The organism is Mycobacterium sp. 20KCMC460 (genome assembly GCF_022179425.1).
Taxonomy (GTDB): domain Bacteria; phylum Actinomycetota; class Actinomycetes; order Mycobacteriales; family Mycobacteriaceae; genus Mycobacterium; species Mycobacterium kiyosense.
The window spans coordinates 4762959-4788126 of sequence record NZ_AP025524.1; the positions used below are offsets into that span (position 1 = coordinate 4762959).

Here is a 25168-nt window from a genome sequence, read left to right on the forward strand (position 1 = left end):
GAGCGCACCCATGCGCAGTGACGGTTTCCACCCGCTCATCCTGAAGGTCTGCGCTTGCACAGGCTTCGCGTTCGCGTTCCTCTGGCCGTTCGCGGCGACCGTGGTGTCAGGGTTTCAGTACATCCTGCCGCCGTCAGCGGCCGACCCGGCGCCCAAAGTGGTGGCCGAATACCTGGCCAACACCACCGGAATACGAATTGCCACAGTCATTTTCATCTTTTCCAGCATTCTGTACACGACCTGGAGCATGAGCATCATCCAGCTGGTGCGGCGCCGGGAACGACAGTGGCCCATCCTGTTCAACATCATGGTGGTCGCGGTCGCCTGCGAGGTCGTCGTGGTGATGTTCATCGGCTTCTTCTTCGGGGCGGCGTCGTGGCGCCCGGGCGAGACCTCCCCCGAGGTCACCCAAGCCCTCAACGACCTGGGCTGGCTCGGTGTGTTGTTCACCGGTGCCCCATTCGCGCTCTTTCAGATCTGCCTGGCCGTCACCACCCTGCTCGACAAGAGCGTGCAACCCGCCTTTCCGCGGTGGTCGGCCTATTACAACCTGTTCGCGTCGTTCTTCATGTGCGAGGCGTCTCTGCTGTTGTTCTTCAAGACGGGCCCGTTCTCGCAGGACGGGGTGCTGGTCTTCTATGTCCCGATGATCGTGTTCTTCGTCTGGATCGTCATGTTCTCGGTGCTGACGTTGCGCGCCATCAACGCCGAAGCCCAGCGGCCCGTCAGCGATCCGCCCCTGATGGACCGCCTGCGTACCCCCGCCGCCGCGGCAAGCTAGAACCGCCGCCCGACGCTCGGGGGCGCCCGTGTCAATGCGTGGTTGAAGCGGCCTTATCCCTCAGCTCGCCGACTTGTGCTTGCAACTGGGCGATTTGGGCGGCCAGTTCCGCGTGCGTCGGGGTGCCCCGGTCGCGCGCACGCGATCCGGTGGCGACGTTCTTTTCGACGTTCTCCTCGGCGCCCACTTCCGCGAGGTGGCTTTGCACCGCACGGATCAGATACACCGAGACAAGCACCAACCAGACGCCGAACACCACCACCGGCAACCACCACGCCAGCAGCCCGTTCCAGGCCAGCGGCCCGCGCTTGAAGAACACGTTGAAGGTGCCCGCGCAGAAGATCATGGCGGTCCACAGGTTGACGTAGCCGAGCCAGCGCGGAAACACCGGCGTCGGGCGGCGATCAATCAGGATAGCGACACCGAAAGCCGCCACCTGGGCCGCGGCCGTTCCAGTCAAGCCGACGAAGGGAATCCAGGCCATGTCGTTGAGCAACTCGACGAGTTTGGGATCGCGATCGGCGCGGAATGTCGCAGTCTGCCAGAAGAAAAGCAGATACAAGAATTCGAGCACGAACAACATGCCGAAACCGAATTCGATCATTGCCAGCGCGGGGAACCGTCCTTCGATGCGACGCATCTGAACCGCGATCTCGACAGCGAGCACCCCCAGAAACACGGCGGCGGCCATCGTCACCACCATTCCCCACCTGATCGTGGTGGTGTGATCGAGGATGAAACGCGTGGTCTCGGCCGTCGTCAAGGCCGGCGACGGCGGCGGAAAGAACCGTGCCAGCCCGATGAATCCCGCGACCATCAGGACCAGACAGACGATGCCACTCCAAGCGCAGAATTTATGCACCGCTCTATTCATCAGAACCCCTTCACTCGCTGCCATTGCCATCCGAAGCACGCGGGCTCAAACCCGCTCTCAATAACTGCTTTTGGACCTTCCCAGCGCCATTGCGCGGGATTGCCGCGAAGATGATCTCGCGCGGAATCTTGTAGTCCGCGATCCGCGCGGTGCAGTGCTGCTTCAGCGAGGCGGGCGTGAGGTCTGCTCCAGCCGCGGCGGTGATGAAAGCCACCACCGTTTCGCCCCATTCGGGGTCGGGCCGGCCGATCACCGCCACGTCGGTCACATCGGGGTGGTCGGCGATGGCTTGTTCGACCTCGGCGGAGTAAACGTTGCGCCCACCCGTGATGATCACGTCTCGCAACCGGTCCACCAGACGCACGGCGCCGTCGTCGTACACCTGCATCAAGTCGCCGGTGTGTAGCCAGCCGTCGCGGATCACCTCTTGGGTGGCCTTGGGTTGATTCCAGTAACCCTTGGTGATCGTCTCGCCGCGAAACACCAGTTCGCCGACTTGCCCCGGCGGCGTGTCGTTTCCTTGCGCGTCGACGACTCGGGCCTCGACAAAGGGCTGTGCCAGATGGCCGGACGACGCCGGCCGCGACCGGACCTGTTGCATCGTCGAATAAATCCCGGTGGGTCCGGCTTCAGTCTGGCCGCACTGCTGGAAGAACGCGACGTGCCTAAACGCGGCCAACAGCCGCTCGACAGTGGCCGCCGGCATCGGGGCCGCGCCGAAAATGCCGATCCGCCATGAACTCAGGTCGGCGCGGTCGTCCCGGTAGCAGTCCAGGATCTGTTGGTACATGGTGGGAACGGCGAATAGCCATGTGGCGCGGTGTCGTTCGACCAGTTCCAGCACACTGCGGGCATCGAACTTCGGCACGACGATGTGGGTGCCCCCCAGCAGTGTCGTCGCGTTCAGGAACGTCATTCCGCCCGAGTGGTACATCGGCGCCAAGTGCAGGTAGCGATCGCCGTCGCGCAGTCCCAGCGAGACAATCTGGGCCATCGCCGCCCATACGGCGCGGTGGTGATCGAGTAGGACACCCTTGGGCTTCCCGGTGGTACCCGAGGTGTACAGAATGAACGCGTCGTCCCGTTCGCCGGCACGATCTTCATGAACCGGATCGCCGTACCCACCGGCGAGCAGGTCGGGATAGCGGTTCGACGGTCCCAGTGACAGCAAGGTGGTCGACGTGGCGGTCCGACTCGCAGCCTCGGCCAGATGTGCTTGGGCGGGGCTGAACCCCAACACGGTGCTGCCGGAGTCGTTCAGGATGTAGGCGATTTCCGGTGCGGCCAACCTGGTGTTCACGGGCACCACGATCGCCCCGAGACGCGACGCGGCGTGCGAAGCGATGATGAATTCCGCGGAGTTCGGCGACAGGATGGCAACCCGGTCGTGTTTGCATACCCCGAATGCCTCGAGCGCCGCCGCGGTCTTCGCGATGTGGGATTCCAAATCGCGCCATGTCCACGCCCGCTCCGCCGTGACGATGGCCTCGCGCCCACCGACCCGATTCGCGTTGAGCAGCGCAGTTCCACCTATGGTCGGCATTACCTGCCTTCGCACCAGTCCTAATATTGAGCTCAGCTATATCAATATATTGACCCCGGCGGCGCCAGGTCAACGACGTTATGCTCACCAGCCGACGTAACTTGGGCGGGCTCAGTACGAGCGCGGCAGGCCCAAACTGTGCTCGGCCACGAAGTTGAGGATCATCTCCTTCGACACCGGCCCCATATTGAGCATGCGCACCAACCAGAAATACGGCGCGAGTTGATATTCGTATGTCACGCCGTTGCCCCCGTGCACCGCGACCGCAGCGTCCAGCGCTTCCAAACCCGCTGACGCGCCAAGGTATTTCGCCATATTGGCCAGCTCTCCCACCTCAGCCCCGGTGTCGTAGAGGGAGCATGCGCGGTCGGTGACAAGTTCGGCGGCCTGCAGGTGAATGTGGGCGGCCGCCAGCGGATGCGCCACAGCTTGATGCGCACCGATCGGCACGTTCCACACTCGACGGTCGTTGGCGTAGTTCACCGCCTTGCCCAGCGCGTAACGCCCGATCCCGGTACACAGCGAACTGGTCAGGATGCGTTCGGTGTTCAGCCCGGTGAAGGCGACGGCGAGGCCCTTGTTTTCCACCCCGATCAGATTCTCGGCCGGCACCAGGACATCGTCGAAGAAAACTTGGTGACTCTTGTCGGGCTGGTTCATCACGGTGCGGATCGGGGTCCAGGAAAGCCCTGGCGAATCCCTGTCGACCATGAACACCGACAGCCGGCCGCGCCCAGTTGCGTCGTCCAGCATGGTACGGGCAACCACCATCACCAACTCGGCCGACTCCATGCCGGTGATGAACACTTTCTGTCCGTTCAGGACATAGTGGTCGGCTTCACGCCGGGCGGTCGTCGAGATGCGGTGCGCGTTGGAGCCCGCGTCGGGCTCGGTGATTGCGAACGAAAGCCGGATGTCGCCACTGGCGACGCCGGGCAGCCAGCGCGCCTTCTGTTCCTCGTTGGCGCTGCGGTCCAGGATGGTGCCGGTCACCCCGGAGGAGAACAGCATCGACTGCATCGGACAACCCGCGACCGCCGCCTCATGGACCACGATCGACAGCTCACTGACGCCCAGCCCGCCACCGCCGTACTGCTCGGGCAGGTGCACTCCCAGATAACCGTTGGCGCCCAATGTCTTCCACAGTTCCGCACAGCTACCACCGTCATCGACTTGTCGCTGGTAGTAGTCCGGCCCGAACGCGGTGACGATACCGCGTACGGCCTCACGCATCGCGCGATGCTCGACGGTGTCCTCCATGACAGTGTTGGTTTGAACCGCCATCGTCACCCTCCTATTCTCGTTGCCCGGCAGGCCCTTTCGTGCCAGCCTGCACCCTAGAGATCTCTGACGATCGGTAATACGCGACCCGCAAGAGTTTCGACGATCCTGGATCGGTCCTCGGTCGACTTGGCGGCGACCTGGATCAGCACGGTATCCACTCCCGCCGCGGAGAACTCAGCCAGCCGCTCCACGACTGCATCGGGCCCACCGATGAGCAGGTACCTATCGGCCAGCTTCGAAAAATCCTGGTGGTATGCGGCGCTGACGGTTCGGATACCGGTATCGCGCGCCCACGACGAGTCGGCGTCGACGGCCGTCCAGGCGAACAGCGCCGCCGACACGGAGTCCGCACTGCGCTCATGTCGTGCGGCCGCGGTCCGGACCGCCGCCAATCCGCTCCGCACCTGTCCGGGGTCGACCATATAGGGCATCCACACATCGGCGTATCGGCCGGCGCGGCGAAGGGCACCATTCTTCCGGCCCCCCAGCCAGATCGGTAAACCGCTGGACCGAAGCGGCGGCGGGTCCAATGCGACCTCGGAAAGCGTCGCATAGCTGCCCTCGTACGTCGCCGATCCGCCGGCGAAGAGCCTGCGGATGACCTCCAGGCCTTCGTCGAGGCGCCGGAATCGGGTGCGTGGATCGATACCCGCCGCGGCGAACTCGGGCGGGTATTCGCCGCCCGCGCCAACTCCCAACTCGAATCGGCCGCCCGAGATGCGGTCGATGACGCTCGCCATCTTGGCCACCATGGCCGCGGGGTATAGGGGCAACAGCGCGATCGACGTCACCAGGCGGATGCGTGACGTGACCGCCGCCGCGGCGGCCAGCATCGCGAACGAATTCGGTGTGGGTCCGTGAAAGAACAGGTGCTCACCACAGCCGAGATAGTCGAAGCCGAGCGTTTCGGCACGACGCGCCTCGGCCACGACCGTTTCCGGATCGTCGACGGTGATTCCAACTTTCACCCTGACCGCGTCCTTTCGTCCCGCCTCCGGACCGTCGAGCCGTCGTTCCAGGAACGATCGTTATCGCAATCTCTACGATAGAGACGGTAACATTCGCTGGATTCTGCAGTACTCATACCTGCATACTCGAACTCGATTGCGAACGATTGTTATCCCCAGGAGGCCCCGTGACCGCCCTGTCCACCAGCGAGACCGGCGGCCCGATTCCGGCCCGGTCGGAGATCGACGTACTCTCCCCGGCCGATGGGCGTCTGGTGGGCAAGGTGGCGGACATGAGCGCCCCCGAGGTCGAAGCAGTCGCGCACCGGCTGCGGGGAGCCCAGCCGGCGTGGGCGGCGATCGGCTTCACCGGCCGCCGCATCTGGCTCGAGCGCTTCCGAGACTGGATCCTGGACAACGAAGACCGGCTGCTGCGCCTCGTGCAGGACGAGACCGGCAAGACCTGGGGGGACCTGCCGATCGGCGAGATCGTCGCGTCGGTGGATGTGCTCAACTACTGGGCACGCAACGCCGAGAGGTTCCTGGCGCCCCAGAAAGCCAGGCCGCACAACGTGATGATGGCGACCAAGCGAATGCGGGTCACATATCAGCCGTATCAGCTGGTCGGTTCGATCACGCCGTGGAACGCCCAGCTCGCAATGCAAATGCTCGACATCCCCGCCGCACTGATGGCCGGCTGCGCCGTCCTCACCAAAGCCTCCGAGGTGACGCCGCTGGCCTGGGCCGCGACGGTGAAGGGCTGGAAGGAGATCGGCGCTCCAGATGTCCTCGACGCGGTGACCGGGCGCGGTCCCGCCGGCGCCGCCGTCGTCGACAACGTGGACATGATCCAGTTCACCGGCAGCGTCGGTACCGGCCGGCGGATCGGAATCCGCGCCGCCGAACGGATGATCCCGTGTTGCCTGGAGTTGGGCGGCAAGGACGCGATGATCGTGCTGGCCGACGCCGACCTCGATCGCGCGGCCAAGGCCGCGGTTTGGGGTGGCTTCTACAACGCCGGCCAGATCTGCGTGTCGGTCGAGCGCGTGTACGTCGAAGCTCCCGTCTATGACGAGTTCGTCGGCAAGGTCGTCGATCTGACCAGGAAACTTCGCGTTGGCACCGATGCTCCCGGCAGTTACGACGCCGACGTCGGCGCCGTCGCCACGCCCCAGCAGCTGTCCATCATCGAACGCCACGTTGCCGATGCGGTAGCCAAGGGGGCTACGGTCGCCGTCGGTGGTCACCGGGTGCCCGGTCCAGGTTTGTTTCATCAACCCACCGTGCTGCTCGATGTCGACGAGTCGATGGCCTGCATGGCCGAAGAGACATTCGGGCCGACCCTGCCGATCGTCAAAGTGGCCGATGCCGACGAAGCCGTGCGACGCACCAACGACTCGGATTTCGGGCTTGCCGCCAGCGTGTTCACCCGCAACCATGCCAACGGCCGGGCGATCGCCGCGCGGATCGATTCCGGCTCGGTCAACGTCAACAACGTCATGACCAACGTCTTCCAGCTACCGGTGCCGTTCGGCGGCCGGCGCAACTCCGGCCTAGGCGCCCGGCACGGTGGCGCCGAGGGAATTCGCAAGTACTGCTGGGCTAAGTCGGTCATCGAAGAGCGGTTCAACCTGCCGACTGAAATCTATTGGTACCCAACGAAAGCACGCCGAATTCGGTTGATGACACGGGCGGCTCGTTTGCTCTCCGCGGGAGATTGGCGCCGCCGGCTCCGGCTACGTCGGTAGCCTTCATCGGAGGCCTCATCGTCGGCCCAGAACGTCTCGGTTGCGAGATGGAAACCCGATCTCCACGATGAGGTCCTATCGAAACCCCGCCCGTGTGCGAGACGATCCCTGCATGGCCACAACGAACCAGGCGAACCACCAGACCCGCACCCGGCGCCGCTCGACCGACCTGCGGGCGATGGTGGTGCAGGCCGCCGAGTATTCGTTCAGCCAACTGGGCTACAAGGGCGCCACGATGGCAGGCATCGCGGATCGGGCCGGGGTCACCCGATCGGTACTGACCCGTCATTTCGCCACCAAGGCAGAGCTGTTCGCCGAGGTGATGACGAAGCCTCTGCTGCAGTTCATCGACGAGTGGACCCAGCGGTGGACCGGCAGACTCGACGGGCAGCCCACCGAGCCCGAGTTGGTCCACGAGTTCGTCTCCGACCTGTACCGCAACAGCCGTGCCCATGTCGGCGCGCTGCGGCTGTTGATGTTCTCCGATGAACACCTGGAACCCGCAGTCCGGCAACAGGTCTGGCAGAAGCTTAATCAGGGTCTAACCGCCGTGCTGGACATTGCGGACCGCGAGATCGGTTCGCACGGCTATCCCACCCGCCACGTCGACGTGACCGTGCGGGCGATCATCAGCATGGTGATGGGCTACGTGACGCTGGACCCCGCGCTGTTGCGCACGGCCACCACCGACGAGGACGAACTGGTAACACATCTGGCTTCACTGATCCTGTACGGCCTCGCGCTCCAGCCGAGTTCTCCGGGCACCTAAGGGACAATATTGTCCCTTGACAATCTGCAGGCGCGCGCTCCACACTGAGGTCGAATCGGCGGCCCCGCTAAGTGTTGCCGCCGACATGATCAACGAGGAGTGCGAGATGACCACCGACATCGTTTCGGATGTGACGCCAACCGATGGCGGCCGCGGCACTCATACCGGAGTACGGAGCCGCCCGCAGGGACCTATCACCAAAAGTGTTCTCAACCCGCAATACCCGATGTCGTACTGGCAGATCGCCTTCTCCGAAGACGTTGCCAAAGAGTCGGTCATTCCGCTGCGAATTCTCGAACGCGACGTGGTCCTATGGCGGGACGCGGGAGGGGTGCTGCACTGCGCGGCTGCCCACTGCCTCCATTTGGGCGCCCACCTCGGCTACGGCGGCGAAGTGGTCGACAACACGTTGCGCTGCCCCTTTCACGCCTGGCGCTACAACGCCGATGGCAAAGTCGTGCACGTCCCGGGCCTCACCGAAGCGCCGAAGACGAAAGCGTGTCTGCCGACATATCGTGTGATCGAGCGCTATGGCACCGTTTTCTTGTGGAACGGGCCCAAACCACCCGACCACGAACTGCCCGACTTTCTCGCCGACGAAGGCATCGACGAGCACTCGATCATTTTCGAGCATGTTCGCTACAAGTTGCCTTTCCCGGCGAAGTGGTTCGTCGAGAATCTGCCCGACTCAGCACATTTCGCGGGCCTGCATCGACTGGGATCGTGGGGTGACACCGAGATCATTTCGAAGTCGGACACCAGGCTCGAATACATCTGCCATTTCTACGGCCGGGCGCCCTACGTCGGCTGGGAGGATCTCAAGCGCAGCTACCGGCGCGGCGAAATGTGGGGGGTGTCCGACGCCGCCGGTGGGGACTTCCATGCCACGACGTACGGTGGTGGCCTGCACCTGATCGACCTAACCGCCTCGCCGCCGGAGCTGGTGGAAAGCCGCGCCAAGGTGACCGCGCGTCTACCGCGGGCCGTCATCGCGCTCACCGAGAAAGTCAACGAGCTCAGCGACAGCGCACGGCTGATTCTCAGCTTCACGCCGGTCGAGGCCGACAGTCACATCGTTTACCTGACGATGATCGTCCCCAAAATCACGAACCCGGCATTGCGCGTGCTCGGCCGCCCGATCGTGCGGTCGCTGCTGGTGCGACGCAACTGGTTTGCGATCATGCAGGACACCGCGTTGATGATCCATCGGCAGGAGCCCGAACACCCCGCGTACAACAAGTTCGACCGCGGCCTGGTGAAGTTCCGGCGATTCTGGGATAGCCGGCTGCTCGATCGCGGCCTCTGGGCCGGCGACAACGTGCACAGCGCCGGCGCCCGGGCGGGCTGCGACTGGCCGGACGACCCCACCAGGGTGACCACCGGCAATGGCTCGGCCGGCGGTGTGCGGTGAGCCGCGACGCCGTCGCCAAGCTCGCTGTCCCGTTGGCGACGGGCCTCGCCGGTTGGCAGGTGTACCGCCGGCACCGCCGCCGTCAGCTGGCGTTGATGCCCAAGGGAATCAACGCGGCACACGGGATCACGATGCGCAGCACCATCAAAGCGGCGCGGCCGACCGCCCGCTGAGCGGTTTCGAGGTCACCGGCATGTCCGCGACGTATTCACCCGCGTTATGGACGAGCTGCCGGGGTAATTAACATCTTCCTCAGAACGAGCGACCGTTCACGCTGAGTTGGTAGGGCACGGGATAGCACGTCCAATTGCCTTATTCTGTCTCACGCGGCTTGTCGGTGGCCAACGTCGACAACCCTTGGACCGATGGTGAACGTACGTTGTCCATGACAGAGCATTAACGCGTACAGCAGGATAGCTCCAGAGTCACGCCACGAGCCGACAGGAGGGAGCCCTGATATGGACGCAGGACGTCCGTGGGTGACCGGGCCTACGGCAGCGCCGGTTCCCACCGATCCGGCCGAATGGATCACCTGGTTCGCTGAATCGGCTGACCCGGAACGGCTTGCGGAGTTCGTCGCCCAGGCCGTCGACGCGGCAGCGGCGGGCACACCCGAGATCGCATCTGATCCTGCACTGCGAAGTGATCTGCTGGCAATGGCCTCGGACAGCTTGAACTCTTTCCTGCGACTTCTCGCCACCGGCGGATCGGAGGCCGCCCACGTTCCGCCGGCCGGAGCCGCGTTCGCCCGGACGCTGGCGCGCCGCGGGCTCGATGTGGCGGTGCTGCTGAAGCTCTATCGCCTTGGGCAGTCATTCTTTTGGCGAGTCACGATGGAAGAGTCAGAACGCTTCATCGCCGACCCGGTCCTGCGTAACCGGGTGCTCACGCTGATGTGGGAGCGGCTGAACCTGTGGCTGGAATTCCTGCTCGACAAGTTGTCAACGGCCTACGACGAGGAACGCAGGCACTGGCTGCAGGGGGCTTCCGCCCGACGATCGCAGACCATCCAAACCATCGTGGCCGGCACCGAAGTCGACAGTGACCGGGCCAGCCGCCAACTCGGATACGAGCTGCGGCGCTGCCACACCGCGATGATCCTGTGGACGGACGTGTCCGCACCGCAAGAAGAGTCGATTCCCCGGCTCGAGCGACTCGCGCAGATGGTGGCGCGCACGTTGGGATCATCGCCGGCGCTGACGATGCCGGCCGGATCGAGAGAAATCTACGCGTGGATCGGTATGGCCGACCCGCTCGACGCGCGCCAAGCCGGACATGCGGTTCCCGTACGGGGGCACGATCGGGTGGCGATCGGCCGGAGCGGTCGCCATGTCACCGGTTTTCGCCAAAGTCATCTCGAGGCGCTGGCCGCCCAACGCATCGCGCTCGCCGATCCGCGGCAGCCGGCGTGCACGAGCTACGACGACGTGGAGGTCGTCTCGCTGTTGTCGCGCGATGAGCGGGCAATGCGGGCACTCATCGCTCACGAGTTGGCCGGGCTGGGCACCGATCACCCGGGACTCGATGTGCTGCGCGCCACCGCGCTGGCGTATTTGTGCTCTGGCAGCGCCACGGCCGCGGCACGCCAGCTCGGCACCCACAAGAACACTATTCGCCACCGGCTGGAGCGCATCGAACAGCTGATCGGCCATCCCATCGACGAACGCCGGCTCCAGCTGCAACTTGCGCTGATGCTCACCGAGATCTTCGGCGCCACCTGAGCGAGACCACAGAGCACATTCGGAACGTCGAAATTGTCCTGCTGGACACAAGACATGTGGTTGCGCGCAGAACCACCATCAGGACATGCATTCAGAAGCCGACGTCGCACCAGCGGTCCTCAGCCCGCTTGACCTGGTGGTGGAGCACCCCTTCCCCTGGGACCGAGTGCTGGAACGGTCATCATGACCTTCGACGTCCTGAGTCCCGAGGTGTACGCCAAGGGCGACCCCGCGCAGAACGGGCTGCCCCTGGACGCGATGGACCGCATGCGCGTGGAAGCACCGTGCTACCGGCAGCGGCTTGACGACCCGATGATGGTCAACGAAATCTGGGTCCTCACCCGCCATGAAGACATCGATCGGGTCAGCCGCGACCCAGCCACGTTCTCGTCGAGACGGGGCCTCACCGCACGGCTATGGACACCGTTCGAGACCGAACTAGGTGGCAAACCCGCCATGATCGGCCTGGACGGGCAAGATCATCTGCGCAACCGGCGGGTGGTCACCAAGGCCTTCACTCCCAATGTGGTCAAACACTTCGAAGCCGAGTTCCGTGTGATGTGCCGGCGGATCGTCAAAAAGGCGCTGCAGAAAGGAACATTCAACTTCGTCGAGGAGATCGCGGTGGAAATGCCGCTGCACGCGATCTGTGAGTTGATGGGGGTTCCGGAAAAGGATCGGCGCACCTTCCTGTCGTGGGTGAATGCCTATGCGGTGCCGACCGACCCCGACTACGCCCCGTCGCCCGAGGCAGCGCTCGGCGCGGTCGCCGCAATCTGGCAGTACGCACTCGAACTCGCCGAGCACCGGCGAACGCAACCCGGCGAGGACTTGATGTCGAAGATTGTGCGGGCACGCGACGAGGAAACGCTCGATGACGACGAACTACAGGGTCTCGTGCTGCTACTCGCGGGCGGAGGGGCCGACACCACCCGTAACGCTTTCTCGCACGGGATGCACGCTCTGATCCGCAACCCCGAGCAGATGGCATGGCTGCGCGAACGTGCCGACGACATCCCGCTCAGCGCCGTCCAGGAAATCGTCCGGTGGGCGACGCCGGTAATCCACATCGCGCGGACGGCGACGACGGACACCGAGATCGCGGGGCAGCCCGTCGCGGCTGGTGAGCGAGTCGCAATGCTCTTGCCGGGTGCCAACTTCGACCCAACCGTTATCGAAGACCCGCGCACGTTCGACCTGTCCCGCGAACCGAACCGCCACCTCTCGTTCGGGATGGGACCACACGCCTGCATCGGCCGACACATTGCCGCGCTGGAAATAAAATTACTGTTCGAAGAACTGCTCAGGGAGACCGCGGTGATCGAGATGGCCGGCGAGATCGGTTATGTCCGTGACAATTTCCTGCGCGGCGTGCACAGCCTCCCCATCAAAGTCAGCTAGCACTTCCCTGCAGAGCGACAACCCTTTTGCAACTTTACGGAAGGACCAAGCCAACATGTCCGCGGTCTCGTCAAACACCCAACAACCGATGCTACCGCTCGTCCCCTCCGACGAAGACCGGATGCTGCGGGAGACCGTGTTCACCATCGCGTCCGGCTTCGGCCCGGCCTACTACAAGAAGGTCAACGACCAAGGGCGTTCACCGATCGAGCTCTGGAATGCTCTCGGAGACAAAGGATTTCTCGGCGTCCACCTGCCCGAGGAATACGGCGGTGCGGGCCAGGGCCTGTTGCAGCTGACTGCCGTGCTCGAGGAGACGGCGGCCGCGGGCTGCCCCCTGCTGCGCCTGCTGGTCTCCCCCGGCATCATCGGCACGATCCTCAACCGGCACGCCACACCGGAGCAGAAAAACCGTTGGCTGCGCGGCATCGCCTCGGCGCAAATGCGATTCTCATTCGGGCTCACCGAGCCCGGAGCGGGGTCGAACTCGCACAACATCTCCACCACCGCCCGCAAGGAAGGCGACAGATACATCGTCAACGGTCAGAAGTACTACATCTCCGGGGTTGACGAGTGCGATGAGCTTCTGCTGGTCACCAAGACCGGCACAGATCAGAAGGGCAGGGGGCAGCTCACCCTGCTCATGGTGGATCCGCGCAGCCCAGGATTGACCATGCAGCCGATCGAAACCGCCCTCGAGGAACCGGAGAAGCAATTCACGCTGTTCTTCGACAATGTCGAGGTGCCCGTCGATCGCCTGATCGGCCAGGAGGGCCGCGGGCTGCAGGCAGCGTTCGACGGTCTGAATCCGGAGCGGATTCTCTCCGCGGCCGTCTCGGTCGGCATCGGCCGTTACGCACTGGACAAGGCCGCCGCGTACGCGCGCACCCGCACGGTGTGGGACGGTCCGATAGGCGCGCATCAGGCGATCGCGCACCCGCTGGCCGAGGGCAAGATCAAGTTGGAGTCGGCGGCGCTGATGACGCAACGCGCGGCGGCGCTCTACGACGCGGGGTTGCCGGCAGGAGAGGCCAGCAACATCGCAAAACTCGCGGCCGCCGAGGCCGGTGTGTTCTGTCTGGATCACGCGATCCAGACCCACGGCGGCAACGGTGTCGCGCGTGACTACAACCTCACCAACTATTGGTTCCTGGCCAGGCTCTTGCTGATCGCACCCGTGTCGCGCGAGATGGTTCTCAACTTCGTCGCCGAACATTCCCTCGGTTTGCCCCGCTCATACTAACGGGCCGCGCGACCTAGCGGTCGCCCTCACGCGGGTGTGATGGTGACCGGCAGCTGATATACACCGCGCGAGAACGCATCTCGCACATAGCTGATGTCGCCGGCGGGGGTGATGTCCTTGGTGCGTCGCAGCAGTTCTTCGAGCAGGATCTTCATCTCCAGGCCCGCGACGTGCTTGCCGAGGCACTGATGCGGACCGCGGCCGAAGCTGACGTGCGGATTCTTCTCGCGAGTCAAGTCAAAGACGTTGGGACTGTCGATGGCACGTTCGTCGAAGTTGCCCGAGGTGAACAGCATCAGCACGATGTCACCTTCTTTGATCTGTTGGCCGTACAACTCGTGATCGGCGGTGGCGGTGCGCACCAGGTGGGTGAACGGGGTGGCGATGCGCACGATCTCCTGGATGGCGGTGTTCGGGATGTCGTCGGCGTGCGCGCGCAGCCAGGCCATCTGCTCGGGGTTGCGCATCAGCTCGTGCATACCGTGGCTGAGCGCGGTACGGGTGCTCTCGGCGGCCCCGCTGGCCAGCAGGGCGACATTGCCCAACAGCTCGTCCTGGGAGATCACCTCGGCTCCCGCCTGCACCAGCTGAGTGATCACGTCATCGCCGGGCTCGGCGCGCTTGATCTCAGCCAATTCGACCGCGTAGCCGAGTAAGTCGAAGATCGCCTGCAGCACGAATTCGAAGGAGGGGGTGATGCGGGTGTCGAATGGTGCCGCGAAGGTGTCCACCCAAGCGAAGAACTTCGCCCGGTCCCCCGACGGCACGCCCAGCACGTCACCCAGGGCCTCCATCGGCATGGTGTGCCCGATGTCGGTGACGAAGTTGAAGGTGCCCTTCTCCAAAGCGGCGTCGACGATGTTGACCGCGTATCCGCGGAACTTCTCCTCCAGCTTCTTGACCATGCCCGGAGTGAACGCCTTACTCATCACCCCGCGCTGGGTGCGGTGCTTGGCCCCGTCCATCGTCAACATCGCCGGCTTACCGCCGACGCTCGGGTCGAGTGGGCTGAACTTCCACATCAGCACGTGACCACGATCGGCCGCATACAGCTCCGAATTCTTGTCCACGGCCCAGATATCGGCATTGCGGCTGACCACCCAGGCGCGCTCGATGAGCATCGGATCGTTGAATTCGTAGAGGTAACAAGGTTGCTCGTCGCGCAGGTACTTATACTGCTCCAACGGCAGCCCGAATGTTGTCGGGTCGCCGTTGGCGTAGGTGTCCGCTTCCAGAACGCGGATGTCGGGCTTGGCTGTCGTCATCGGTGATTTCCTTGCCGTTCAGTAAGACTCAGTAGGATCGAGGCAGTCCCAGCGTGTGCTCGGCGACATAGTTGAGCACCATTTCATGCGAAACCGGCGCGAACTTGATCATGCGTGCCAGCCAGTACATGTCGGTCAAACCGTATTCGAGTGCAACACCGTTGCCGCCGTGGACCTGGATGGCGTGGTCGAGGCAATTCACACCGGCCTCGGCGGCGGCGTATTTCGCCATGTTGGCCACTTCACCGACACCGGGATCCCCGACGTCGTACATCATGCACGCCTTCTGGACGAACAGACGCGCGGCCTCGAGTTCGATCTTCGCCTTGGCCAGCGGGTGCGCCACGGCCTGATGCGCGCCGATCGGCACACCCCACACATTGCGTTCCCGGGCGTACCGCACCGCCTTGTCGAGGGCGTAGCGGCCGATGCCGATGGTTTGGATCGCGCCGAGAATGCGCTCCGGGTTGAGCCCGTCGAACACCGCGCGCAGACCCTCGTGCTCGTTTCCGATAAGGCGTTCGGCGCCGACGGAGACGCCGTCGAAGAACAGGGTCCACTGCTGATCGGGAACCTCCACCGCGGTCGGAACATGTTGGCGGGCCAACCCTTCCGCGTTGGGATCAACGACGAATAACGACAACAATCCCCGCCCGTCCGGCCGCTTACCCGTGCGCGCCACCACCACGATCTGGTCGGCGCTCTCCACGCCGGAGATGAACGTCTTGGTTCCGCGCAGCACCCACTGGTCGCCGACCTTTTCCGCCACCGTGCTGATGTTGTGGGAGTTCGAGCCGGCGTCGGGCTCGGTGATCGCGAACGAGAACTTCATTGCGCCGCTGGCGATTCCCTCCAGCCAGGCATCCTTTTGCCCGGTTGTCCCGTACTTCGCGATCAACTGCCCGCAAATCGCCTGGGAGAACACCAACGGCACCATGGGACAACCCGCCGCCGCAAGCTCCTCGGCTACGATCATCAGCGTCCACAGGCTCTGGCCACCGCCGCCATACTCGACCGGCAGACACACCCCAAGGAATCCCTGCTCCCCCAGGGCATTCCACAGCTCCGACGCCGACCCGCCGTTACGCACCTGCTGCATGAAGTACGAGTGCCCGAAGCTCTGCGCGATCTGCGCGACGCTGTCCCGGAGCATCTTTTCTTCGTCCGACGGCACCAACCGCATAACCGGTTCGGCGCCGAGAGCGTCTTGGGTGATTCCCGTCATGTCTTCCTCGCTTCTTGTCTCATCGATTGTTGTGTCTCACCGGCTGGAATTCGTTGAGCCCCTTCGAAGTCCCACACGTTCTCGTCGACTGGTCGTTCCCGCAGCCGGTATTTCATGACCCGCCCGACGGCGGTTCGCGGAAGATCGTCGAGAAACTCGACGTAGCGTGGTATTGCGTAGGACGGCACCTGCTCGCAGAAGAACGCGAAGAGTTCCTCGGGCGTGATCGCGGCCCCTTCGGCCAGCACGATGCACGCCTTGACGTCGTCTTCGCTCAACGCGGATGCCACACCGTGCACGGCGACGTCAACCACCTTGGGATGCGCCCGGATGGCTGCTTCCACCTGCATGCTCGAGATGTTCTCTCCGCGGCGGCGCAGCGCGTCCTTCCTGCGGTCGATGAACTCGAGTTGCCCGCTGGGCAGGAAGCGGCCGGAGTCGCCCGTGTGGTACCACAGGTTGCGGAAAGCCCGCAGCGTGGCATCCGGTTGATCCCAGTAGCCGTCGAACATGACGAAGCGGTCCCTAGGCCGGATCGCGATCTCCCCGACCTGCCCTCGCGGCACCGGACGGTCATCGTCGTCAAGCAATGCAAGTTCCAGGTCGTCCACGGGAGCGCCGCAACCGGCCATGTCACGTGCGTCGGACAGACGCGTGCAGGTGATCGGCATGCATTCGGTCTGTCCGTACATCTGCCCATGCGGAATGATTCCGAACCGGTCCCGAAATGCCTGCTGCGACTGCGGCGCCAATGGCGCGACGACCATGGTCCTCAGTCGGTGCGCCCGGTCCGCTGGGCTCGGCGGTGTTGCCAACAGCGCGTTACCCATGGCCCCGACGGCGAAGGCAACCGTCGCGTTCACCTCGGCCGCGCGGGTCATGAAGTTCCGGGCACTGAACGCAGGTTCGATCACTGCCGGGATCGCGTAGACCAATCCCCCGATGAGGCTGCTGAACATTGCTGCGGCATGAAACATCGGCAGTGTCGTGAACAGCACGTCGTGTTCGGTCACCTCCACACCGCGTCCGACGGCCAGCGCGGCGCGTTGGTAGTAGCCGTGGCTGAGCAGGCAGCCCTTCGGGAATCCGGTGGTCCCCGAGGTGTACATGATCGTCATGGTGTCGCTCGGATTCACCGTTACCCGAGGAGTTTTCGCGCTCGTCGTGACGAACTCCGAATAGCTGGTCCACTCGATGCCGACCAGTTCGCCTCCGCCCCGCCCGCCGTCGAGCAGAACGCACAGCCGAAGGTCGGTCAGCCCGGGCAGAACCGGAGCGAGGGCGCAGGCGCATTCAGCGTCCACCACAACGATCGAAGCCCCCGACTGGCTGAGCTGATAGCGCAGGAAATCACCCTTCAACGCCGCGTTAAGTGGCACCTGGATCGCGCCGAGCTTGGCCAATCCGAAGAACAGTTCCGCGACCTCCGGCCTGTTCGGCGTCAACAGTGCCACCCGGTCACCGGCACGCACACCATTGGCATGCAGAGCCGAGGCAACCGCGTCCGAGCGGGCATCGAGTTCGGCGAACGTGAACCCGCGTCCGCTCACGGTCAGGTACGCCCGATCGGGAAGTTCCGCCGCCCTGACCCGCAGTAGCTCGCCGAGCGAAAGCATCTGCCCGGTTCCAGGTACGGCTCGCACGGCCGTGTGCTGCTCCACGTCCGGCTTCCTCCTCGATGATCGCGACTCGCATGAAGCGACAAATTTATATGCTCATATAATTTGGGTTACCATATAAGCATGGCGACGGAGAAGCAACAAGGCAGCGCGGACGACCGCCGAGATGTACTGGTGGAGCGCCATAACACCACGATCGTGGCCCGGCTGAATCGTCCCCAGCACGGCAATTCCGTTCAGGGAACCCTGATGCGGGATCTGCTCGACGCATTCGAGACCGCCGATGGCGACGACAGCGTGCGAGCGATCGTCACCATCGGCGAGGGATCCACCTATTGCGTCGGCGCGGACCGCGACGTGCTCGGGCGCGTCACTTCCGAGGGCGGAATCGATTTCCAGGAGCTCGGATACCAGGGCGACCTCGGTGGAGATTGGGGGATGCCGGCACTCTCGGCAGTGCAACGGCGCTCCGACACTCTCGGATTCGGACGCTGGGTCACCCGCATTCTCGATGTCTCGACCCCGACCATCGCGGCGATCAACGGCGGCACAGCAGGCGGCGGCCTGGCACTTGCGCTGTTGCACGACATCCGAATTGCATCGAGAACTGCCAAGTTTGCTCCGGTCTTCGTGGCGCTCGGCGTTTCTCCGGAGCTGGGAGTGAGCTGGCTGCTGCCCCGGATCGTGGGCTGGCCCAAGGCTTTTGACCTGCTCACCCGGGTTCGTCCGATTGATGCCGACGAAGCGCTCGAAATCGGACTTGTCGAGGCAGTCGTCGAGCCGCACGAGTTGCTCGACGCCGCGCTGGCCCGTGCGGCGCACTTCGCCCAGCTGCCGAAGGTCTCGGTCCGGATGGTCAAGCGACTGCTGCGGCAATCGACGGAATCCACCCTTCAGACGCAGCTCGAGCGTGAATGGCATAATCAGACGAACCTTTTCAGCTCGCCGGAAATCGGCGCCGCCGCGAAAGCCTACCTTGACCGCCTCTAGAACCCGGGTCGGACTGTCATGAGCCAAGCGGACCTCGCCGCTGGCGAGAACGGTCGCGAACGAGGGAAACGGCTACGCGCTCAACGTATTCTCAGTGCGGCCCGAGATCTGATTCACGAACGGCCCGACGACAGCCCCACCATTCCCGAAGTCGCGGCGCGTGCCGGCGTGGCCCCGATGACCATCTTCAACCTGATCGGAACCCGGGACGACCTGTGGGCCGCATTGGCCAACGAGTCACTGGCCGAATGGCAGGATGTCGCGTCTGAGGTAGCGGATCCACACCAGCGCGCCCGCAAGATCGTCGACGAGGTGATGCGCATCATCAGCGCCGAAGCTCCCGTCTGGCGTGCGCTGGTTTCAGGGTGGCGCGACAGCGGTCGCGTCCTGGAGCGCGAACCCAGCGGTGCACTCGTCGCGTGCCTGCGACAGGCGGCCGATGAGGGCCACCTCGCGCCCGGCGTCGACGTGCGCCGCCTCGGCGCGATGATCTTCAGCGGCCTGGTCGGAATCGTTCATCAGTGGGCCGCCGGCCTGATCGGTGATCGGGCGATGCGCAGACGTGCCCGCGATCTCGTCGACATCGCCTTCGCCGCCGGTCGTCCCGACCACACTTCGCCGAGCTGGGACCTGAGCTCCGGCCGAGCAGTAGAGTAACGCCGGATCCAACAGACGGCGCCACCATCGAGCCCTGGACGAGCGGTCGCGCAACATCCGCAACGCACCCGTTGGTTAACGTTTCCTCACTCCTTTCGGTCAGGCCTGCACCGACGGATCTTGCTCACCACTAATCATTCATCAGGAGGCATAGATCTGATGAGAGAACTTTCGTTCACACCGAGGAGTGCGAATATCCGAGGCGCAAGTTAGTAGACATTATGTCCTGTAGTGCCTAGAGTAACTGCTATGCGCGCGCCGCAGTCCGAGGCCGCAGTCCGAGGCCGCAGGCCGAGCGCTCGATAACGCCGCGACGCATCGGAAAGAGCCCCCCTACGAACCGATTTCAGCGCTTAGCATCGCCGGAGGTGGCTTCGGCACAGCTGAGACTTCGGAGCGCCCATGCCGAACAAGTTGCGCAGAAAGGACGTCGCGATGACCGAGACTCTCACCACCGAGTGGGGGCAGCTGGCCCACCCCATCCGGACCGACCACCCCGGCGCGGGCAAGCCGCCGTGGAAAGACAACGCGTACCTTGCGTTCTGGGATCCGGTCAACGGTATCAACGGTGTGGTCCATGCCTCGACTTCGCCGAATGCCGAGGGCCGGCGGGTACGCGCGAGCATCGCCATCGGCGGCGTCAGCGCCGAGGTGGCCGAGGATCCCCCAGCTGGGTCTTACGAGACACCGTCGATCGCCTTCGACCTCGACGGTAAGGTCACCGTGCGGTCCAAAGACCTCGAGGCAGACCTGCGACTCGTCCCGCGCGGTGTTCCTGCGGACTACACGGCCGGCAAGATCATTCCCGAGCTGGTGCCCGGAGAACCACTACAGCATTTCCAGCAGGCGGCGATTGTCACCGGAAGTGTGACGGTCTGCGGAACCGAATCGGTTGTCGCGGGCGTCGGATTGCGCGACCGAACATGGGGCTACCGCGACGAATCAGCAATGTTCCCAGAGTATATCGGCCTGATCGCGGACTTGGACGGCGAGATGCTGACGGTGATGAAGTTCGCCCACGCCGACGGCTCGGCCCGGGCCGAAGGGTTCCTGCTCGGCGAACACGCCCGTACGGTGACCGATCTGTCCCAGATCGCCCGCGACGCCTCAGGGCTGTTCGCCGCCGCCGAGATCACGATCGAAGGCGGCGAGCATGTGACACTTCGGGCGACGCGCCGTACCGGTGGATTCTGGGTGCCGATGGGTTGGGAGCGGGTAGGTCCGACCATGAGCGCCTACGACGAGTTCCTCGAACTCACCACCGGAAACGGTGGCACCGGACGGGGCCTGGTCGAGCAGGGAATCATCCGCAGGCTCGCATAGCCGCCAATTCGACCCGGTGCCCGGATCAGCGTTGGTCGATGGCGAACTGCGGCAACGCCTTATGGCGCCGCCTAATCGAACCGTGTCGAGGACTCAGGGAACCGGCACGGCGGTGACCGGAACCTTGTCGCGTTCTTGGGCACCGAAGATCGCTGCCTTGATGATGCCGACCTTGGATTTGATGAACACCTCGTCCTCGGGCCGGGCGACCACGAACGACAGAATCCACACCGAGGTCAACGCCAAACCCAGCGTGACCAACCACGCCAGATGCGTGAACACCAAGTGCGCGTTGAGGTTCAGGGCCGTCCACATCGGCCAGGCGGCGGCACCGTTCGCTATCCCGTCGGACATCGGAATAAACGCGATGACAAGGGCCAACCGCCACCGCTGAAGATAGGGGCTCATCCGGTAGATCAACGCGCCGGCCGTCATGGGCATCAACGGATTGACGCAGACCCACCACAACGGCAGCCCCCAGAAGTTGAGCGGTTGCGGACCGTAGTACTCGTAGGCACCCATCAACACACCGGGGCTTTCCAGCCAGATGTTGATGAAGACGTCGATCAAGTACAGCTGAAAAACTGCTTTGCGGGTTACGCCAGTCTGGTAGATGCGAAAAGCCAGGTACGCCAGTCCCCCGACGTACCAGATGTAAACAAAGTTGATGAACAAGGGAAAGTCTCTGCCCATCGACGAGAACGTCTTCGTCACGGCCTGCTGACGTATGTAGCACAAACCCAACGTGTCGACGATCGGCTCGAACAGGCAGGCGATCCCTCCGCCGATCAGGCAATAGGCCAGCAGCGGGCCACGGCCCGTCACGAGATGTTTGACTGCGAAGAAGACACCGAAAAGCACCGGAATCCCGAGGAAGATCGTGAACAACACCTCAGGCACAAAGGGAATCGGCGTCGTCGGGTGCGCCGGGATCGGTGGGGCTGCGAGCACAGTGTTGAACGCCGTCATCTCTTCCCTTCGCCGCGAACGGGAACGCGCACCCTGCGCGCCACTCGAAGAGCCTATCGAGCTATGAATGACTTTTCAATAATGAACATATCTTCATTCTCTGGCCCGGCCGCAACAAGTGTCCTCTGCTCCACCGTGGTCGCCACTGATCCCCCAAATCCGCCGCCAGTGCATGCTTCGACGACAAACGATCTGCGATCGAGTTTCAGGACTGATTGTTGAGCAGCACAACAGCTTTCAAGGTGCGCAGACGTAAGATCAAGCGCCGGAGCCAGGCGACACGGCTACACCGCGACGAAGCGTCTGCGCGGCGTCCGCAACTGGGCGACCAGCTCTGCCGCCGCACGCTCACCGGAGACGGTTGCGGTGCACATGTTCGACGAGGAACGAAATACCCCGGCGAGCTGAATACGGGAGGTGACTGCGGCCTGCCGCGCCTGGAACTGCCCGAGTTGCTTGTAGAGGCCCGGCCTGCTGTACACGATCACTTCGTTCCACCGCGCAATTCGTGTGTAGTCGACGGTGTCACTGACCCCGGGGATCAACTTTTCCATCCGGCGCAGGATCTCGGTGCGGATGGTGTCGTCATCCTCGTCGATGATCTGTTCGGCGAATTCGGTCATGGTCAGAATGTCAAGCAGGCCATGGCCTTCCGGCGCACGACCGGGCGCCTTGTTGTGCTCGCAGGTGAAGCCCATCAGATCGGGATCGACCGGCTCGGGGATGTTGATGACCGATGCCACAATGCCTTTGGGTTTACGGGTGACCCCGGTGTTCATCACCACGCATTTGGTGTAACGCAGGCCACGCAGGAACGCCTGCGACGCCGCGTCGAAATGGCCCGGCACGAGATCGGGAATGGTATCGCCGCGGGCGGTGACCACGGCGCCCGAACCGGACTCGGTATGGGTCTTGCCCTCGCCGTCCGTCCACGTGACGGTCACGCCGTCGGCCTCTTCCCGGATCTCATGGACGGTGGCCTTCAGCCGGATGTCCATGCCTTCGGAGAGCCGGTCGACGTACGTCGAGTACCCCTCACGGAACGCGTAGAGCTTGCTGCCCAGGATGTTGTACAGCATGAAGAACAGCTCGAGGTTCGAAATGGCGTCACCACGCACGCCCAGCACCCCACGAACCGTCGAGTTGATGACGTAGTCGTAGACCTCCCCGGACAGGCCGAGGTGCAGCGAGCAGTATTCACGTGGTGTCATGGTGTCGAATGCCGAAGCGCGAGAGAGGTCTTCGTAGTTGAGCAGCTTGCTTGCGCGGGTCGCATCGACACCGAATCGGGCCATCAGCGCCTTGGACTTCAGCGACACGAGCGGTGTCTTGAGGACGTCGAGGAACAGGTGGTCCGAGCGCAGGTTGTAGATGGTGTCGTCGCGGGCAAAGCCGATGATGGACCCGGCCGGGATCAGATCTTGACCGCTACCGATCTCGTGGGCGAGTTTGACTACCGGCTCGTAGGCACTCGGCAATATCGTGGCCCCCTCCTCCATCAGGTAACCCTGTTCGCGGTGGGTGTGGATCATCCCACCCGTACGGTCGCGCTTCTCCAGAACGACAGCCGGGATGCCCTGCTGCCGAAGCCGATACGCCGCGGTGAGGCCGGACGGCCCGGCACCGACGATGAAGACGGGTCCGCGATCGGCCAGTCCGTCCTGAGTGTGGGGTGTCATCTCTTAGCTCTCTTTCTCGGGGTATCAGGGTGTGCGACCAGGGAGGGCAACACGAAGTCTGTGACGAGCGCTTTTTCGGCGTCGGCGTCGAGGTCTTCACGCAACATCAACATCAGGTAGACACCACGCAGCCACTCGACGGCGCGGTCGTCGCTGACTTCGGGCCGGATCTCGCCGCGTTCGCGGGCACGCCGCAGCATTGGCCCCAACACGTCCAAAACGATTCCCTGCATGGCGGATTCGTGACCGGTGATCAACCGGTGCAAGGACACGGTGGTTGTCGTGTCCAGCAGGTGGCCCAGTTCCGGGTCGGAGCGGGCCGCGTCCACCGTGGCGATCGAGGTCTGCAGTAGCAGTTCGTCAAACGGGGCATTGCGGTCGGCGATCGGGCGGATGCCCTCCCCCAGTTCGCGCAGTCTGGTCACGATCGCGGCTTCGGTGATCTCGCGCCGGGTCAGGCCCAGCCGGTAGACACCGGTGCGCCCGATACCTGATTCCTTCGCGATGTCCTGCATCGTGGTCCGGTCGACGCCGTAACGGGCGAAGCAGCGGCGCGCAGCGGCGATTACCCGCTCCGGCGGCCCAAGTGTCTGGTTCTCGGTGACCATCGCGACCATCTAACCGCCTCCACTCGCGTCGCTCTGCGATTGCTTGAGGCGATTGAGATATTGATTGGGGCACAACGGCTTTCCAGGTTGGCCACAGTAGAGGCTGCCCTGCTGATAGGACGGCAGCACCGGGATGCTGTTCACACCGCCGGTCATCGCTACCCAGTCGTTGGGGATCTGGTAAGCCACCACGGTGGTGAAGCCTGCCCATCCGCAGACCGCCAGGGTGGACAACAGCGTCTTGACGGCGGAGTTTACGGTCAACGCGTCGACGTCACGGTCCACCGCGCACCGCCCGTTCGCATCGCGTCCGTCGCGCAGCCAGGTGAACATCAGGCAATACGAGGAGATGAACAACAACTCGGTCAGCGGTAACCGGTGCGTCGTGCCGGCCCACAGCGTCAGCGCGTCCGGCGAGGACACGTAGCTGTAGACACCGGTCCGGTTCCATACGGTGGCCAGGCATCCGAAGGCCACCATGAACGTCCCTAAGACGACCGCGTAGAGCGCGACCGTGCTCGCTCGCGGGAACTGTCGGCGCAAAGCATCCAGATAGGCACAGCCCACGATCGCGGCTCCCACTCCCAGCCAGATATAGGCCGGCATGCACCAGCCCAGGCTCCACGCCCACCGATCGGCCTGCGGTGCAGCGAAGCCCGGGAACTGCCCGGCCCACGTGCCCAGATTCAGCGAGTGGGCGTTCAAGGCCCAGGTGGGGTTGAACATCTGGCACAACACGTCGAGCACGGACGCGAACAAGCCGCCCAAGAACAGCTTCCCGTCCAGGGTGACGGTGCGCTGCCGGTACGCCGGGCGCAACAGCGTGTACCAGAACAGGAATGCGAACACCGAGAGGCTGAGCGTCTCCGTCAGCCGGATGACCCAGCCGTAGCGGTACGGATCCGGGCCGGGGTCGACGGGTTTGGCACTCCCGGACAGCAACCACCGGGTCCAACAGGTCACCGCCAGGCCAACCAGCGCCAAGCCCGCAGCGGCCCACAACCACACCTTCCCGGACGGCCGCGCGCTGGCACCGGACGTCGCGGGCGTGTCCCGGTCGATCAGAACCGCATCGAAACCGGCGTTCATTGCTGGAACATAACACATGGAA

At 64.0% G+C, this 25168-nt stretch carries 22 protein-coding genes; 11 read left to right on the forward strand and 11 right to left on the reverse strand.

Features of this window, described 5'->3' with window-relative positions:
• Positions 1-10 precede the first annotated feature (10 nt).
• Entirely contained in the window at positions 11-781 is a 771-nt protein-coding gene (locus MKCMC460_RS21910; protein WP_236977054.1) for a hypothetical protein, read from the forward strand.
• Positions 782-812: 31 nt separating this feature from the next.
• Here MKCMC460_RS21910 and MKCMC460_RS21915 read toward each other — a convergent pair whose 3' ends face one another.
• The 4 genes from MKCMC460_RS21915 to MKCMC460_RS21930 form a co-directional block, all read right to left on the reverse strand.
• Positions 813-1472: a hypothetical protein gene (locus tag MKCMC460_RS21915; RefSeq protein WP_238304815.1), complete on the reverse strand. Its 660-nt coding sequence runs from the start codon at positions 1470-1472 to the stop codon at positions 813-815.
• 193 nt (positions 1473-1665) lie between these two features.
• On the reverse strand, positions 1666-3198 hold the full coding sequence (locus MKCMC460_RS21920) for a class I adenylate-forming enzyme family protein (RefSeq protein WP_236977060.1): 1533 nt from the start codon (positions 3196-3198) through the stop codon (positions 1666-1668).
• A gap of 111 nt (positions 3199-3309) precedes the next feature.
• Positions 3310-4482: an acyl-CoA dehydrogenase family protein gene (locus MKCMC460_RS21925; protein WP_236977062.1), complete on the reverse strand. Its 1173-nt coding sequence runs from the start codon at positions 4480-4482 to the stop codon at positions 3310-3312.
• A 53-nt stretch (positions 4483-4535) separates the two neighbouring features.
• Positions 4536-5450, reverse strand: coding sequence for an LLM class flavin-dependent oxidoreductase (locus MKCMC460_RS21930; RefSeq protein WP_238304816.1), 915 nt, complete (start codon positions 5448-5450; stop codon positions 4536-4538).
• 167 nt (positions 5451-5617) lie between these two features.
• Here MKCMC460_RS21930 and MKCMC460_RS21935 point away from each other — a divergent pair, with 167 nt between their 5' ends.
• The 7 genes from MKCMC460_RS21935 to MKCMC460_RS21965 all read left to right on the forward strand — a co-directional run bounded on the left by MKCMC460_RS21935 (position 5618) and on the right by MKCMC460_RS21965 (position 13722).
• The gene (locus MKCMC460_RS21935; RefSeq protein WP_236977065.1) at positions 5618-7177 is read left to right on the forward strand and encodes an aldehyde dehydrogenase family protein; all 1560 of its coding nucleotides are present in this window, start codon (positions 5618-5620) and stop codon (positions 7175-7177) included.
• Positions 7178-7289: 112 nt separating this feature from the next.
• Positions 7290-7946 (forward strand): TetR/AcrR family transcriptional regulator, encoded by a 657-nt coding sequence (locus MKCMC460_RS21940; protein ID WP_236977066.1) that lies wholly within the window; start codon positions 7290-7292, stop codon positions 7944-7946.
• Positions 7947-8052: 106 nt separating this feature from the next.
• Positions 8053-9357: a Rieske (2Fe-2S) protein gene (locus tag MKCMC460_RS21945; RefSeq protein WP_236977067.1), complete on the forward strand. Its 1305-nt coding sequence runs from the start codon at positions 8053-8055 to the stop codon at positions 9355-9357.
• Complete coding sequence (locus MKCMC460_RS21950; RefSeq protein WP_236977068.1) at positions 9354-9530, forward strand: hypothetical protein; 177 nt, start codon at positions 9354-9356, stop codon at positions 9528-9530. Before MKCMC460_RS21945 ends, MKCMC460_RS21950 begins: the two co-directional genes overlap by 4 nt.
• 285 nt (positions 9531-9815) lie before the next feature.
• Entirely contained in the window at positions 9816-11078 is a 1263-nt protein-coding gene (locus tag MKCMC460_RS21955; protein WP_236977069.1) for a CdaR family transcriptional regulator, read from the forward strand.
• Between the two features lie 210 nt (positions 11079-11288).
• Positions 11289-12479 (forward strand): cytochrome P450, encoded by a 1191-nt coding sequence (locus MKCMC460_RS21960; protein ID WP_236977070.1) that lies wholly within the window; start codon positions 11289-11291, stop codon positions 12477-12479.
• An 88-nt stretch (positions 12480-12567) separates the two neighbouring features.
• Positions 12568-13722 (forward strand): acyl-CoA dehydrogenase family protein, encoded by a 1155-nt coding sequence (locus MKCMC460_RS21965; RefSeq protein ID WP_236977071.1) that lies wholly within the window; start codon positions 12568-12570, stop codon positions 13720-13722.
• A gap of 26 nt (positions 13723-13748) precedes the next feature.
• Here MKCMC460_RS21965 and MKCMC460_RS21970 read toward each other — a convergent pair whose 3' ends face one another.
• The 3 genes from MKCMC460_RS21970 to MKCMC460_RS21980 are packed head-to-tail and all read right to left on the reverse strand — an operon-like array spanning position 13749 to position 17873.
• Positions 13749-14987 (reverse strand): cytochrome P450, encoded by a 1239-nt coding sequence (locus MKCMC460_RS21970; RefSeq protein WP_236977073.1) that lies wholly within the window; start codon positions 14985-14987, stop codon positions 13749-13751.
• Between the two features lie 28 nt (positions 14988-15015).
• Complete coding sequence (locus MKCMC460_RS21975; protein ID WP_236984318.1) at positions 15016-16170, reverse strand: acyl-CoA dehydrogenase family protein; 1155 nt, start codon at positions 16168-16170, stop codon at positions 15016-15018.
• A gap of 38 nt (positions 16171-16208) precedes the next feature.
• Entirely contained in the window at positions 16209-17873 is a 1665-nt protein-coding gene (locus tag MKCMC460_RS21980; protein ID WP_238304818.1) for an AMP-binding protein, read from the reverse strand.
• Between the two features lie 81 nt (positions 17874-17954).
• Between MKCMC460_RS21980 and MKCMC460_RS21985 the strand changes: the two genes are divergently transcribed.
• From MKCMC460_RS21985 to MKCMC460_RS21995, 3 genes are all read left to right on the forward strand, one after another.
• Positions 17955-18821: an enoyl-CoA hydratase/isomerase family protein gene (locus MKCMC460_RS21985; protein ID WP_236977076.1), complete on the forward strand. Its 867-nt coding sequence runs from the start codon at positions 17955-17957 to the stop codon at positions 18819-18821.
• Positions 18822-18839: 18 nt separating this feature from the next.
• Complete coding sequence (locus tag MKCMC460_RS21990) at positions 18840-19478, forward strand: TetR/AcrR family transcriptional regulator (protein WP_236977077.1); 639 nt, start codon at positions 18840-18842, stop codon at positions 19476-19478.
• 435 nt (positions 19479-19913) lie between these two features.
• Positions 19914-20801: a hypothetical protein gene (locus MKCMC460_RS21995; RefSeq protein WP_236977078.1), complete on the forward strand. Its 888-nt coding sequence runs from the start codon at positions 19914-19916 to the stop codon at positions 20799-20801.
• 93 nt (positions 20802-20894) lie between these two features.
• Here MKCMC460_RS21995 and MKCMC460_RS22000 read toward each other — a convergent pair whose 3' ends face one another.
• From MKCMC460_RS22000 to MKCMC460_RS22015, 4 genes are all read right to left on the reverse strand, one after another.
• Positions 20895-21770, reverse strand: coding sequence for a hypothetical protein (locus MKCMC460_RS22000; protein ID WP_238304819.1), 876 nt, complete (start codon positions 21768-21770; stop codon positions 20895-20897).
• Positions 21771-22054: 284 nt separating this feature from the next.
• Positions 22055-23449, reverse strand: a complete 1395-nt coding sequence (locus MKCMC460_RS22005) for an NAD(P)/FAD-dependent oxidoreductase (RefSeq protein ID WP_236977079.1) — start codon at positions 23447-23449, stop codon at positions 22055-22057.
• Positions 23446-24066: a TetR/AcrR family transcriptional regulator gene (locus MKCMC460_RS22010; RefSeq protein ID WP_236977080.1), complete on the reverse strand. Its 621-nt coding sequence runs from the start codon at positions 24064-24066 to the stop codon at positions 23446-23448. Before MKCMC460_RS22010 ends, MKCMC460_RS22005 begins: the two co-directional genes overlap by 4 nt.
• Positions 24067-25146, reverse strand: a complete 1080-nt coding sequence (locus tag MKCMC460_RS22015) for a spirocyclase AveC family protein (RefSeq protein ID WP_236977082.1) — start codon at positions 25144-25146, stop codon at positions 24067-24069.
• Between the last annotated feature and the right edge of the window lie 22 nt (positions 25147-25168).

Coding starts and splice junctions, on each gene's coding strand:
- MKCMC460_RS21985 (WP_236977076.1), top strand. CDS start 17,955: ATGGCGACGGAGAAGCAACAAGGCAGCGCGGACGACCGCCGAGATGTA.
- MKCMC460_RS21965 (WP_236977071.1), top strand. CDS start 12,568: ATGCTACCGCTCGTCCCCTCCGACGAAGACCGGATGCTGCGGGAGACC.
- MKCMC460_RS22005 (WP_236977079.1), bottom strand. CDS start 23,449: ATGACACCCCACACTCAGGACGGACTGGCCGATCGCGGACCCGTCTTC.
- MKCMC460_RS21940 (WP_236977066.1), top strand. CDS start 7,290: ATGGCCACAACGAACCAGGCGAACCACCAGACCCGCACCCGGCGCCGC.
- MKCMC460_RS21910 (WP_236977054.1), top strand. CDS start 11: ATGCGCAGTGACGGTTTCCACCCGCTCATCCTGAAGGTCTGCGCTTGC.
- MKCMC460_RS21955 (WP_236977069.1), top strand. CDS start 9,816: ATGGACGCAGGACGTCCGTGGGTGACCGGGCCTACGGCAGCGCCGGTT.
- MKCMC460_RS21945 (WP_236977067.1), top strand. CDS start 8,053: ATGACCACCGACATCGTTTCGGATGTGACGCCAACCGATGGCGGCCGC.
- MKCMC460_RS21920 (WP_236977060.1), bottom strand. CDS start 3,198: ATGCCGACCATAGGTGGAACTGCGCTGCTCAACGCGAATCGGGTCGGT.
- MKCMC460_RS21970 (WP_236977073.1), bottom strand. CDS start 14,987: ATGACGACAGCCAAGCCCGACATCCGCGTTCTGGAAGCGGACACCTAC.
- MKCMC460_RS22000 (WP_238304819.1), bottom strand. CDS start 21,770: ATGACGGCGTTCAACACTGTGCTCGCAGCCCCACCGATCCCGGCGCAC.
- MKCMC460_RS21925 (WP_236977062.1), bottom strand. CDS start 4,482: ATGGCGGTTCAAACCAACACTGTCATGGAGGACACCGTCGAGCATCGC.
- MKCMC460_RS22015 (WP_236977082.1), bottom strand. CDS start 25,146: ATGAACGCCGGTTTCGATGCGGTTCTGATCGACCGGGACACGCCCGCG.
- MKCMC460_RS21995 (WP_236977078.1), top strand. CDS start 19,914: ATGACCGAGACTCTCACCACCGAGTGGGGGCAGCTGGCCCACCCCATC.
- MKCMC460_RS22010 (WP_236977080.1), bottom strand. CDS start 24,066: ATGGTCGCGATGGTCACCGAGAACCAGACACTTGGGCCGCCGGAGCGG.
- MKCMC460_RS21975 (WP_236984318.1), bottom strand. CDS start 16,170: ATGCGGTTGGTGCCGTCGGACGAAGAAAAGATGCTCCGGGACAGCGTC.
- MKCMC460_RS21990 (WP_236977077.1), top strand. CDS start 18,840: ATGAGCCAAGCGGACCTCGCCGCTGGCGAGAACGGTCGCGAACGAGGG.
- MKCMC460_RS21915 (WP_238304815.1), bottom strand. CDS start 1,472: ATGGCCGCCGCCGTGTTTCTGGGGGTGCTCGCTGTCGAGATCGCGGTT.